The sequence below is a fragment of the Janthinobacterium sp. SUN026 genome (assembly GCF_030397625.1).
GTDB classification, from domain to species: Bacteria; Pseudomonadota; Gammaproteobacteria; order Burkholderiales; family Burkholderiaceae_D; genus Janthinobacterium; species Janthinobacterium kumbetense.
Genome location: NZ_JAPQNU010000008.1, coordinates 84,613 through 97,538, shown reverse-complemented (window position 1 = coordinate 97,538; position 12,926 = coordinate 84,613). Strand labels below are relative to the sequence as shown.

Annotated in this window: 12 protein-coding genes; 7 read left to right on the top strand and 5 right to left on the bottom strand. The window is 65.0% G+C overall.

Annotation, left to right across the window (positions count from 1 at the left end; translation table 11 throughout):
* Positions 1–36: 36 nt before the first annotated feature.
* Positions 37–450 carry a hemerythrin domain-containing protein gene (locus OX459_RS26000; RefSeq protein ID WP_289907149.1) on the bottom strand — a complete coding sequence of 138 codons (414 nt, stop codon included), beginning with the start codon at positions 448–450 and terminating at the stop codon, positions 37–39.
* 227 nt (positions 451–677) lie between these two features.
* Between OX459_RS26000 and OX459_RS25995 the strand changes: the two genes are divergently transcribed.
* The 7 genes from OX459_RS25995 (at position 678) to OX459_RS25965 (ending at position 7,991) form a co-directional block, all read left to right on the top strand.
* Complete coding sequence (locus tag OX459_RS25995; protein WP_289907148.1) at positions 678–1,571, top strand: STAS domain-containing protein; 894 nt, start codon at positions 678–680, stop codon at positions 1,569–1,571.
* A 7-nt stretch (positions 1,572–1,578) separates the two neighbouring features.
* Positions 1,579–1,941, top strand: coding sequence for an STAS domain-containing protein (locus tag OX459_RS25990; protein ID WP_289907147.1), 363 nt, complete (start codon positions 1,579–1,581; stop codon positions 1,939–1,941).
* A gap of 10 nt (positions 1,942–1,951) precedes the next feature.
* Complete coding sequence (locus OX459_RS25985) at positions 1,952–2,389, top strand: ATP-binding protein (protein WP_289907146.1); 438 nt, start codon at positions 1,952–1,954, stop codon at positions 2,387–2,389.
* Complete coding sequence (locus OX459_RS25980) at positions 2,386–3,471, top strand: ATP-binding SpoIIE family protein phosphatase (RefSeq protein ID WP_257219001.1); 1,086 nt, start codon at positions 2,386–2,388, stop codon at positions 3,469–3,471. Before OX459_RS25985 ends, OX459_RS25980 begins: the two co-directional genes overlap by 4 nt.
* Positions 3,468–5,291, top strand: coding sequence for an ATP-binding protein (locus OX459_RS25975; protein WP_289907145.1), 1,824 nt, complete (start codon positions 3,468–3,470; stop codon positions 5,289–5,291). Before OX459_RS25980 ends, OX459_RS25975 begins: the two co-directional genes overlap by 4 nt.
* Positions 5,278–6,792, top strand: coding sequence for a response regulator (locus OX459_RS25970; protein WP_289907144.1), 1,515 nt, complete (start codon positions 5,278–5,280; stop codon positions 6,790–6,792). Before OX459_RS25975 ends, OX459_RS25970 begins: the two co-directional genes overlap by 14 nt.
* 71 nt (positions 6,793–6,863) lie before the next feature.
* Positions 6,864–7,991, top strand: coding sequence for a metallophosphoesterase (locus OX459_RS25965; RefSeq protein WP_289907143.1), 1,128 nt, complete (start codon positions 6,864–6,866; stop codon positions 7,989–7,991).
* Positions 7,992–8,032: 41 nt separating this feature from the next.
* On the opposite strand, the gene OX459_RS25960 is transcribed toward OX459_RS25965, so the two are convergent.
* Genes OX459_RS25960 through OX459_RS25945 form a run of 4 tightly spaced genes read right to left on the bottom strand, consistent with a single transcriptional unit; the run spans position 8,033 to position 12,919 of the window.
* Complete coding sequence (locus OX459_RS25960) at positions 8,033–8,731, bottom strand: hypothetical protein (protein ID WP_289907142.1); 699 nt, start codon at positions 8,729–8,731, stop codon at positions 8,033–8,035.
* 29 nt (positions 8,732–8,760) lie between these two features.
* Entirely contained in the window at positions 8,761–10,416 is a 1,656-nt protein-coding gene (locus OX459_RS25955; RefSeq protein WP_289907141.1) for a hypothetical protein, read from the bottom strand.
* Positions 10,377–10,730, bottom strand: a complete 354-nt coding sequence (locus OX459_RS25950) for a hypothetical protein (protein ID WP_289907140.1) — start codon at positions 10,728–10,730, stop codon at positions 10,377–10,379. Before OX459_RS25950 ends, OX459_RS25955 begins: the two co-directional genes overlap by 40 nt.
* Entirely contained in the window at positions 10,727–12,919 is a 2,193-nt protein-coding gene (locus OX459_RS25945; RefSeq protein ID WP_289907139.1) for a hypothetical protein, read from the bottom strand. Before OX459_RS25945 ends, OX459_RS25950 begins: the two co-directional genes overlap by 4 nt.
* Positions 12,920–12,926 lie beyond the last annotated feature (7 nt).

Sequence of the window (12,926 nt, the reverse complement as noted above, 5' to 3'; positions counted from 1 at the left end):
CTGTGTATCTATTAATGGATCTATTAGTAAGCGGTGTCAGGCCAGCGATTCAATGGCCGGGTACAGATCGTGGTCTTCGCGCCGCATGCGCTGGAACAGCGCGTGCAGCACGGTATTGGCTTCGCTGCGGAAGGCGTCCGGTTCGGCTTCCAGGCGCACGGGCGTATTCCAGCGGCCGGCGAAATCCAGGTAGGCGCCGGCGATGCCGTGCATCTCGTTTTCGTACTGGCGTCCCAGCCGGGCCACCTCGGCCACGCCGCACGCTTGCGCGGCCGGATACAGGTAGCGCTGCTCGACGGCCAGGTGCAGCTTGATCAAGCCGCTCATGGCGATGATCTGGTCGGCAATGGCCTGCGCCTGCGCGGCGACACCGCCGCGCGCCAGCTGGCGCAAGTCATCGATGGCGGCCAGGATGGCCAGGTGCTGCTGTTTGAATTTGTCGATATTCATGATGTTTTTCTCTTGTTGAGTGTTCCCAGTGTAGCGGAATTCGCTTAAACATGCAAATTACATGCATCTTTAAAGGCGCAAATGTTTCCCACAAGAATGTACATCGACATGCGCCACTATGTGCGGCACAGAACACAAGCTATGGCCACGCCTGCCTATAATTTATTCATCACAGCGCGTGCCCGCTTGCGGCCGCGCCGCACCCTCCACTCCAGCCAAGGATGAGCATGAGTATGAAGACGGACACGGTCAAGACGGGCACGAGCCAGGCGCAGCAACTGGCCGGCATCATCAACGAACACCACACGGCATTGCTGGACGGGTGGATGGCCGGCCTGATCGCCCGCCTGGTGCGGCGCGACAAGATCGCCGAAAACGAGCTGCGCCAGCAGGCATCGCAATTCCTGCCGCTGCTGGCGGGCGCGCTGGAAAACGGCGACTCGTTCGACATCGAAGGCGGCGCCTGGGACGACACGCGCCAGCTGCTCGCGGAAATATCGCAGTCGCGCGTGCGCCAGGGCTATTCGCCGATCGACACGGCAAGCTTCATGTTCTCGCTCAAGGAACCGCTGTTCGCCTACCTGCGCCAAGAAATCACGGCGCAGCCGCAGGAACTGGGCGACGCCATCGTCAGCACCAGCAAATTGTTCGACGAGCTGGGTTTGCTCACCATCGCCATCTACCAGAAGGCGCGCGAACAGGTGATATTGCGCCAGCAGCAGGAATTGCTGGAACTGTCCACGCCCGTGGTGCAGCTGTGGCAAAACGTGCTGGCCCTGCCCCTGATCGGCACCCTCGACAGCGCGCGCACGCAGGTGGTGATGGAAAGCCTGCTGCAAAAGATCGTCGACACGGGCGCGCTGATCGCCATCATCGACATCACGGGCGTGCCCACGGTCGACACCCTGGTGGCGCAGCACCTGCTGAAAACCATCGCCGCTGCGCGCCTGATGGGCGCCGACTGCATCATCAGCGGCATCCGTCCGCAGATCGCGCAAACCATCGTGCACCTGGGCGTGAACCTGGAAGACGTGATGACCAAGGCTACCCTGGCCGACGCCTTCGTCGTGGCCCTGAAGCGCACGGGCTCCAGCATCACCTACCAGCAGCAAACACACTGAGGCGCCTATGGAAAGAATCCCCATTTTACGCATGGGCCGGCTGCTGCTGGTGACGATCCAGGTGGACATGCACGACCGCCTGGCGATGACCTTGCAGGACGACCTGACCACCCGCATCGTGACGGACCGCGCCACGGGCGTGCTGATCGACATTTCCGCGCTCGACATCGTCGATTCCTTCATCGGCCGCATGATCAGCAACACGGCGGCGATGGCGAAAATCCTCGACGCGGGCACCGTCGTCGTCGGCATGCAGCCGGCCGTCGCCATCACCCTGGTGGAACTGGGCCTGACCCTGGAAGGCGTCAGCACGGCGCTCAACGTGGAACGGGGGATCAAGCTGCTGGAACGGGGCGGCGCATGCGCATGACGGGGGCGCCGTGCTAGGCGCGCAGGCACAGGAGCTGGCGCAGGCCGGAGTGCAGCAGATTCTGCCCCTGCACAGCGACGAAGACGTCGTGCGGCTGCGCAAGCAGGTGCGCGACAGCATGGTCGCCATGGGTTTTGGCCTGATCGAACAGACCAAGATCATCACGGCGGCCAGCGAACTGGCGCGCAACACCCTGCGCTACGGCGGCGGCGGCGAAGCGCGCATCGCGCGCGTCTGCGATGGCGCGCGCCAGGGACTGGAACTGCGCTTTGTCGATGCGGGACCTGGCATCGACGATATTCCCCTGGCGCTGACCGATGGCTATACCAGCGGCGGCGGGCTGGGACTGGGGCTGGGTGGCGCCAAGCGCCTGGCCGACGCCTTTCACATCGACACGGCGCCCGGCGCGGGCACCACTGTCACCATCGCGAAATGGAAGCTGTTTTGAACCACCTCGAGCAAGCCCCTGACATTGCCAGGCAACGCCGTTTTTCCGTCGGCGAACCGAGCGAAATCGCCACGGCGCGCCGCGCCGGCAACGAACTGGCGCGCCACATCGGCTTCGACGACGTGCGCACGGGCCAGCTGGCCATCATCATCAGCGAAGCGGCGACCAACATCGTCAAGCACGCGCAGCGCGGTGAAATCCTGCTGCGCAAGGTGCTGCGCGGCGGCACCAGCGGCATCGAAGTGCTGGCCATCGACAACGGCCCCGGCATGGCGAATGTACGCCAGCACATGCAGGATGGCCATTCCACCACGGGCACCTACGGCGTGGGACTGGGCGCGATACGCCGCCTGAGCCAGGAATTCGACCTGTACACGGCGCCCGGCAAGGGCACGGTGCTGATGATGGTGGTCTGGGGGCCGAACGCCAGCAGCGCCATCCCGGCCAGCCCGAACTGGCAGATCGGCGCCGTGTGCCTGCCGCTGGCCTCGGAACAGGTATGCGGCGACGCCTGGAACGTCGTCTGCGAAGGCCATGAACTGAGCCTGATGGTGGCCGATGGCCTGGGCCACGGCCCGCTGGCGGCGCGCGCATCGGAACGCGCCAGCGCCCTGCTGGAACACGACACGCCGGGACTGCCGCCGCTGCCCGCCCCCTTCATCGAGCTGGCCAACGGCGCCCTGCGCGCCACGCGCGGCGCGGCCCTGGCCCTGGCGCATATCGACAGCGCGCGCCGCCAGTTGCGCTACGCGGGCGTGGGCAATATCGCCGCCTGCGCCTTCGATGCGCGGCAGCGCCGGCATTTGCTGTCGCACAACGGCATCGTCGGCAGCAACCTGCGCAAGGTGCAGGAATTCTGCTATCCGTGGCAGCCTGGCGCGACCTTGATCATGCATAGCGACGGCCTGCACACGCGCTGGGACCTGGAACAGTATCCGGGCCTGGCGCACTGCCACCCCAGCCTCGTCGCCGCCGTGCTGTACCGCGATTTTGCGCGCGGGCGCGACGACGTCACGGTGGTGGTGCTGCGCGAACATGAGGAACAGCAGGCCGTGACGGGGGAAAGGAGCGAAACGACATGACACGACGCATATTGACGGCCCATATCGGCAGCGAACTCGATGTGGTGGGCGCGCGCCAGCGCGCGCGGCAGATCGCCGCCCTGTGCGGCTTCGGCGTGCAGGACCAGGTGCGCATCGCCACGGCCGTATCGGAACTGGCGCGCAACGTCTACAACTACGCCGGCAGCGGCAAGGTGCATTTCGCCATCGATGGCCAGACGGCGCCGCAGGTGCTCAGCATCCGCATCGAGGACCAGGGCCCCGGCATCGCGCAGCTGGAACAGATACTGGCCGGCACCTACCGCTCGCCGACGGGTATGGGCCTGGGCATCCTGGGCGCCCAGCGCCTGATGGACCGCTGCCATATCCGCAGCGCGCCAGGCGACGGCACGCAGATCACCCTGCACAAGCTGTTCCCGCGCGACGCGCCCCTGCTCGACGGCGGCAAGATCGGCACGCTGTCGGGCAGCCTGCAGGCGCTGCCGTCGGACATCACACTGTCGGAAGTGCAGCAGCAGAACCGCGAGCTGCTGACCACTCTGGCCGAACTGAAGACGCGCCAGGACGACCTGCTGCAGCTGACGCGCGAACTGGAAGACACCAACCGCGGCGTGGTGGCGCTGTTCGCGGAACTGGACGAAAAAGCCGACCACCTGCGCCGCGCCGACCAGATGAAATCGCGCTTCCTGTCGAACATGAGCCATGAATTCCGCACGCCGCTCAGCTCCATCCGCGCCCTGTCCAAGCTGCTGCTCGACCGCATCGACGGCGATCTGTCGGAAGAGCAGGAAAAGCAGGTGCTGTTCATCCTGCAAAGCGCCGTCAGCCTGAGCGACCTGGTGAACGACTTGCTGGACCTGGCCAAGATCGAGGCGGGCAAGGTCGACGTGCACGCCAACAGTTTCCAGGTGGCGGACCTGTTCAGCGCCCTGCGCGGCATGCTGCGCCCGCTGCTGGTGTCCGATACGCTCACCTTGACCTTCATCGACCCCGATCCGGCGCTGCACATCCACACGGATGAAGGCAAGCTGTCGCAAATCCTGCGCAACTTCATTTCCAATGCCCTCAAGTTCACGGAAGCCGGCGCCATCATCGTCAGCGCCACGCCCTTGCCGGAGCAGGACGCGATCCGCTTTTCCGTCTCCGACACGGGCCTGGGCATCGCCGCCGAAGACGTGCAGATGATCTTCGAGGAATTCAGCCAGGTGGAAAACCACATGCAGCGCAAGGTCAAGGGCACGGGCCTGGGCTTGCCCCTGTGCCGCAACCTGGCCACCCTGCTCAATGGCACGGTGAGCGTGGAAAGCACGCCGGGCCACGGTTCGCTGTTTTCCGTCGTCCTGCCCGCCAGCTACCACGCGCCCGAAGGCAGCCTGCCCCCGTGCGCGCCGGCCAACGACAATGGCAACGACCAGCGCATCGCCGTGCTGGTGGTGGAAGACAATCCGCCCGTGCGCCTGCTGTATGAAAAATTCCTGGCCGGCAGCGAATTTCGCGTCGTCCCCGCGCGCAGCGTGCGCGAGGCGCAGGAGCGCTGGGAACAGCAGCGCCCCGCCGCCGTCATCCTCGATATCCTGCTGCACGGCGAAACGGCCTGGCACTGGCTGGCCGAGCTGAAAAACGACCCGCTGCGGCGCCAGGTGCCCGTCATCGTCGCCACCGAGATCGACGACGTGCGCAAGGGCCTGGCCCTGGGCGCCGACGCCTACTACGTGAAACCGCTGCCGCGCCAGCAATTGCTGGCGACACTGCGCGCGCTGATCGGCAATCCACACCACCGGCAAGAGCCGGTCCCGCCGCAAGGCACAACCACCTGGGACAATGCGCATGCTACCGGATAACAACAGCGATGCTCTGATCCTGAACGTCGATGACAGCGATGGCGCACGCTACGCCAAGTCGCGCATCCTCCAACGCGCCGGTTTCAAGGTCATCGAAGCGTCGAACGGCGGCGACGCGCTGCTGCGCGCCCGCCACGACCGCCCCAACCTGATCCTGCTCGACGTCAAGCTGCCCGACATCAACGGCCTGGAAGTGTGCCGCCAGTTGAAGGGCGGCGCCGAGACGAACACCATCCTGGTGCTGCAAACCTCAGCTTCCTGCATCGGCACGGCCGACAAGATCCGCGCCCTGGACGGCGGCGCCGACAATTACCTGGTCGAGCCGATCGAGGCCGATGAACTGATCGCCAACGTCAAGGCCCTGCTGCGCCTGGGCCGCGTCGAGCGCGCGCTGCGCGACGTGGACCGCCGCAAGGATGAATTCCTGGCCACCCTGGCACACGAATTGCGCAACCCGCTGGGCCCCATCCGCACGGCGCTGGCCCTGCTGTGCAAGCTCGATCCCGTCGTGCCGGCCGTGCAGGACAATGCGCGCCGCACCATCGCCCGCCATACCGATCACCTGGTGCGCCTGGTGGACGACCTGCTCGACGTGTCGCGCATTTCGCAGGGCAAAATCTCGCTGCAATGGGAAAGCGTGAGCCTGGCCAGCGTCATCCGCAGCGCGCTGGAAACGAGTTCGCACAGCATCGAGGCGCGCGGCCATGCGCTGGACGTGAACCTGCCCCGGGAAGAACTGTGGGTCTGCGGCGACGCCGTGCGCCTGTCGCAGATCGTCGCCAACCTGCTGCTCAATGCGGCCAAGTTCACGGCGCCGGGCGGGCGCATCGCCATTACTGCCGAACGCGAAGGCGACAATGTGCGCATCCGCCTCAGCGACAACGGCATCGGCATCGCCGCGGCCAGCATCGACAGCATCTTCGGCCTGTTCGAGCAGAGCGGCCACTCGCCCGACCGGGTGCAGGATGGCCTGGGCATCGGCCTGTCGCTGGTGCGCAACCTGGTGACCCTGCACGGCGGCCAGGTCAGCGTGCGCAGCCCCGGCGTGGGACTGGGCAGCACCTTCGAAGTCCTGCTGCCGCTCGACGCCAACGTGCCGCTGCCGGCCGCGCCGGCACCGCAGACCGCCACCGGCGGCAGCCAGCGCATCCTCGTCGTCGACGATAACCGCGATGCGGCCGATACCCTGGCCGAACTGCTGGAAATGTACGGCCACACGGTGCGCACGGCCTACACGGGCGCGCAAGCCACCGAGCGCACGCTGGAATTCAAGCCCGACATCGTCTTTCTCGATATCGGCCTGCCCGACATGAGCGGCTACGACGTGGCCGTCAAAATGCGCCAGTTGCCGATACCGCAGCAATTCCTGCTCGTCGCGCTGACCGGCTACGGCCAGGAACACGACCGCCAGGCGGCCCTGCAGGCCGGTTTCAACGAACATTTCGCCAAACCCGTCGATTTCGGCAAGCTGGCCATGCTGGGATTGCATATCGCCCCCTGAGCGGGGTGGCGGCTGCCTGCGGCCAAGGCGTCGGCTATAATCGGCGGCCGCCTCACCTCTGGAAGCATGACATGACAACCCGCACGCCGCTGCTGCGCATCACCATGATACTGGGCGCCCTGCACGCCCTCCTGGGCTGGCTGCTGCTGCCGTCGCTCCCCGTCGGCCTGGCCGGCTGGCTGCTGGGCGGCCTGGTCCTGCTGGCGTCGACCATGCTCATGCCGATGACCATCTTCGCCCGCGCCGTCACCAACGATGCACGCCTGGCCGACCGTCTGAGCTGGGCCGGTTCGCTTTGCATGGGCTTTTTTTCCTCGCTGTTCGTGCTGACCGCGCTGCGCGCACTGCTGATGCTGATTCCCGCCACCCGCCCGCACGCGCAGGCGTCCGCCATGCTTGTGCTGCTCCTGGCGCTGCTGGCCACCGTCGTCGGCTTCATCAACGCCCGCCGGGTGGCGCGCGTGCGCGACGTCGACGTGCCCATCGCGGGCCTGCCGGCTGCCCTGCAGGGCTACACCATCGTGCAACTGAGCGACATCCACGTGGGCGCCACCATCAAGCGCGCCTACGTGCAGGCCATCGTCGCGCGCGCCAACGGCTTGCAGGCGGACCTCATCGCCATCACGGGCGACGTGGTCGACGGCACGGTGGCGCAACTGGGCAGCCACACGGCGCCGCTGGCCGAGCTGCGCGCGCGCCACGGCGTCTTCCTCGTCACGGGCAACCACGAATACTATTCGGGCGCCGCGCCGTGGGTGGCGGAATTTCGCCGCCTGGGCTTGCGCGTGCTGATGAATGAACATGTCGTCCTCGACCGCGACGACGCGCGCCTGGCATTGGCCGGCGTCACCGACTTCAACGCGGCCGCCTTCGATCCGGCGCAGAAAAGCGACCCGCAAGCGGCCATCGCCGGCGCGCCGGCCGATATCCCCCGCATCCTGCTGGCGCACCAGCCGCGCAGCGCGCCCGAGGCGGAAGCGGCCGGCTACGACCTGCAATTGTCCGGCCACACGCACGGCGGCCAATTCTGGCCGTGGAACCTGTTCGTGCCGCTGCAGCAGCCCTACGTGGCGGGCCTGCACCGGCAAGGCCGCCTGTGGATTTATGTGAGCCGCGGCACGGGCTACTGGGGGCCGCCGAAACGCATCGGCGCGCCGGCGGAGATTACAAGGCTCAGGCTGGTGGCGCACAACGGCTGACCAGGCCTGGGGCGTGGCCAGTTCCCTCATCGCTGCCGCAGTCAGAGCCTGCCGGCAAACAAGGCAATTCCGGCGGCACAGCCCGCGCTCGCCACAACCAGGGTGGCAATCAGCCAGCGCCGCACAGATTGTGTCGAGGCCGCCAGCTGTTCCGCCCATGTGCTTGCCCACGCCTCCTGCTGCATCGCCAGCGCGGTCAATTGCATTTGCTGCTCGGCAAACGCCAATTGCATCTGCGCCACGGACTGCACCAGCGGCGCCAGCTCGGCCTCGTTAAGACGCGCAACCTCCATGAGCAATGCCGCCGCCTGCGTGCCCAGCTCATGGCGCTGCTGCGCCATCAGTTCCTGTAGCTGAACGAAGGATTGCTTGCCGGACTCGCCTTGCTGCACCAGCTGTCCCGACAATTTCTCCACTGAGTCGCGGTGGGCAGTTACCGTGCCCTGTTCCAGCGTATTCTGGACCTGGTGCAGCATGGGTTGCAACGACAGGCGAATTTCGCGCGGCGTCTCTTCGGCCAGCGATTTGAGCGAGCGAATCTGCGTGAGCGCGTCATCCGCACTCATATTGGTGCCCTGGATAATCGCCTGTAAATCTCCCAGCAGCGATTCAAACTGGTCCAGCCGTTTGTCCAACTCGCGGACCGACTTCGTCACAGGCGCCAGCGGTTCCTGCATTACCTTTTGCAATAGTTCCTGAAATTCGTGTTCCTGGCGTACGATATCGTGTTGATTGTTCATGGTCTTGGTCAATATGAGGTAAATGTAAATTAAATGGCAGCGGGTTCGATGTGCAACAGGACTTGCTTGCGTATATCAGCAAGCCGCACGGCAGCCAGCAAGCCCAGAAAGGCGGTAACGCGGTTGCCGGCGGTGCATATCGCCTGCCGCCGCTGTTCCAGCTCAGCGACATATTCCGCGTCGAGCAGCGCCGCAAAGCGGCGACTCTCCACCAGATCGTTTTCCATCCGCTGTTCAAACAACTCGCGCGCCTGCGTATGCTGCGCCAGTTTCTCCTCCAGCAGCCTGATCGGCGCAATGCCGCCGTCGGCAAGCCGTTGAAAGTCGTCGCGTTTGTAGCGCTGTTCCTCCAGCTCCTCCAGCAAGCCTTCCCGCCAGGCGTGAGCGGCGGCCAGCCAGCGTTTGCGGGCAAGCGCCTTGAGCTCTGCCTGGGCTTCGTCGATACAGCGCCTGAAGGTCCTGAGATCCCTGGCATAGTCGCTGCCCTCGCCGGTGCTCCAGTATTTGTCCACCCAGTACGCATTGAGAGTGGAGAGGAAACTGCTGAACGCATCGTCCAGTATGTCGTCGCTGCCGCTGACGCCATCCTTCAACGCCACACGGCGCCAGAACAGCTGCGTGCCTGACATCCGAGCCGTGTCTGGATGACTGGACAGCAATGCCTGCCGCAGGGATGTCTTCGCGCGCCGGATCACGGCCTTGAAGCCGTCGACACTTTCGTATGGATCGCCAGGCGCCGTCGCGGCAAAAACAAAATGCCGCGCGATGTCTTTCGACAAAACCTCGTCCGTCAATGCTTCCTGCGCCTGCGCCAGGCTGGCGCATTGTTCGCCGATATTCTTGGCCGCAAGTTGCGCCTGTTGTTGTTCCTCCTGCGCCCGCCGCAACGCCGCCTGCAGCGCATCGCTCTCACCACGCAGCACTTCCTGGCGTTTTTCCTTCACCCTGGCAATCACCACGTGCGCGTCGACGGCAACACGCAGACGCGCCAATGGCGTGGTCGACGCCTGTATATCGCTCAGCAACTGCTGCTTGAGTGTCAGCATCATCGGCTGTACCCGCTCATACAGGAGGGGCTCGGCTTCGCGGGCATCGAGCCACGACTGCCCGAACTCGAGCGGAAAAAAGTTCGCCGCGCGCTTGACATCCTCACTCAGCGGTATCGAGCGTTCAATCTGTTCGACCAGGCGCCGCCGGTAGAGCGGCACTTCGGCCTCGCCCGCATGCTCGCGCACCATGTCGCGCACCGACTGCGCCGTGAAGGAGTAGGTGGTGACAATCCGAAAACGCCGCGGGGCGCTTTGCCAGTCCTCGATGCCCGGCAGCGTCAGGCCGCCCCCTTGCAGGAACGACAAGTCATCACCGCGTCCCACCAGCAGGATCAGGTCGGCCAGCGGCACATATTTGCGCGCCATCGCATGCACATGCTCCTGCTCGGCCGCGTTTGCCGGTTTGTCGCCAGGAAGATCGAGCATGCGCACACCCGACTGCACGGCGTGCGCATCAAAGCATTCCTGCGGGACAAACACGACGCATGGCGCATGCGCGACCAGCTGGCGCATTTCCATCGCCGTTCGCAGCCGGCCAAGTTCCGCCTCCATGGCGAGGTCATCGTCATACCATGCGGCCGCCGCGTCATTGACTTTCAGTCCCCAGCGCTGATCCTGCGAACGGCGGTATTCCATCGTGGTGGCGGTGGCCGATTGCCCGGCCGCGCGCCCCCCCGCAAGACCCGCGCCACGCGCGGCATCTGCGTCGCCAGCACCCCCATCAACTCCATCAGCAAGGTGGTTTTGCCGACCTGGGTCTTGCCGAAAACGACCACGTAGGCTTCCGCCTGCTGATCCTTGCTGGCCAGGCGGTCGCGGATTTCAGGACTCAGCGATTCGGCAAAGCGCGTATACGCCCGGAAGGCCCAGTCCAGCCGTTCCTGGTCATGCTGTGCCCATGCTGCGCGCACGCCGGACGCTTGCTCCGGCGCCATGCTGCCCCGGCTCACGCGGCCTGATCCACTTGGAACAGCGCCATCGTATGCCCGGACCGGCCCAGTTCAAACAGCAGGTCACGCTGCAGTGAACGCACATCGGCCAAGGCCTTCGCCAGGCGGTCTTTTTCCATCAGCGCTTCATCCAGGCGATAACGCGTGCGCAGCGACTGTTCCAGCCGGCCCCGCATCTGGCCCATCATCTGATTAAAATGGTGAATGAAATGCTTGTGATGGTGTTCTTGAATGCTCTGCAACATTGATTGCGACACGAGCCGTGCCTTCTCGTCATGGATGCGCGTGGCCTGCATGGCGGAATACGCCAGATACCCCACCGCCACCGCGCCGACCACGGCGGCGCCAACGCCGCCGATGGCGGCACCGGCCGCCGCCGTTCCGCCGGTACCGGTGCCGGCAGCCGCGGCCGAGGCGGACGCCGGATTGAACATGCTCATCAGGGCTGGAATCACGTCGACATCGCCATCGCTGAGCACATCGACGGCAAAGACGGTGGCAATGCTGCGCAAGACCGTCTTGCCCAAGGTCACGCCGTCGCCCAATTGCTGCACCGCTTTTTTCATCATGTCGGCTTGATCGGACTCCTTTGCCTCCGTCAATTCCGGCGTCAGGCCCACCAGCGCAGGCATCATGCTGGCCAGGCGCGCATATTCCAGCGTCAGGACCGGCAAGAGCTTGACCGCGCTGACGACATCCTTGGTCACCAGTTCGGCTTGCCCTTCCGGCGCCCCCTTCACACCCAAGATCACCCGCAGATTTCGCTGGTCGTCCTCGTCCGGGCGCTGCCAGGCAAGCACTTGCTGGTTTGCGTCGACATAGCCCAGTTTTTGCATCGGTGTTGCGTCGCTTTTCTGCGCGATGGCGAGAACCTGCGGGCCCTGCTCACCGCGCAGTTTCTTCTGCGTCAGCCCGCCGATCATGGCAGTGTGCTTTTCCAGCACGTCGGCCTGCTCGCCCCACGATGCGCTGACGCTCTGTGCTATGTGCTGGTGGCTTTGCGTGGCGGTCCTGGCGAAGTCCTTGATTTTGTTGACGACACCCTCGTGATCGCTGATCAAGCTGCCTTCGAGCGTCTTCCAGGCTGCACCCAGATGCGCTTGCAGCAGGCTATCGATGCCTTCCAGATACTCCTCGCGCAGGCCATCCCTGGCGTCGTCGAAGGCCTCCAGGTAACTGCGCACCGCCTGCAAGCCCTCATTGCCGCTCTCGCGTTCATGAAAAAGCAGCTTGGTTTTGGTGTGCACCAGTCCCAGGACCGAGGTCAGGTCACGACTCAGCACACCCGCCAGACGGTTCAGTTGCGCCTTGCGGTCGCCGCCGCCCGAGCAGGACAGGTCCTGGATCGCCTTGGTCAAAGCTGGCAGCCAGTCTTGGCGGTAGTCCTGGTCATCCGCGCCGACGCAGATGATTCTTGTCCCGGCCAAGGCGGCCGGCACCTTGAACACTTGGGCCGCCGTATCGCGCAACGCCTGCAGACGCTCCGGCTTGCCGCGCGCGGCCTCCGTCTTACTGATCACCACCAGGGTTTGCGCGCCGCCCAATTCGCCTTGCAGCATGTCCGTGACGATGTCGACCTGCTGCTGGTTGGCCATACGCGTCTCGTCCGTGACGACGATGCAGCCGACCGCCCCGACCAAGGCCTGGCGCATCAGTTCCTGCCATGATTTGTTCTCGCGGTCCTGCGTCTCGTAGCCAGGCAGCAACAGCCAGGCCTGATTCGCCCGGTTGAAATAGCGCTGCGGCACCTTCAGCACGGGCAGCAGCACATCCATTTCCGGGTCGCATACGGCTTTCTGGAAGGTGGCGACATCGACATCGTCCTCCACCAGCACGTATTGCCCGTCCTGCTGGCGCAGGCAGCGCAGCGCGCCCTGCACTTCGGAGTGCGACGCATCTTCCAGCACCAGCACAGGCAGCTTCTCGCCCCGGCCTTCGTTAGGCTGCAGCCATTGCGCCGACTCGCCGTCCAGCGCATACAGCGAGCGCAACAGCGTCGTTTTTCCCGCCCCTTGCGAGCCGCCGATCGCCAGGATCGACGTCGTGCCCAGCACTTCGGCAAGCAACAGGCGGCGCATGATCAGCGGCATGTCGGTACGCAGGCGCTCATCGTCAATCAACTGACTGGCGCCATGCAATTCGCGTAAGGCGGCGTTCAAATCTTGCAGCAAAATTTCGGGAGAATGCATCGTGAGG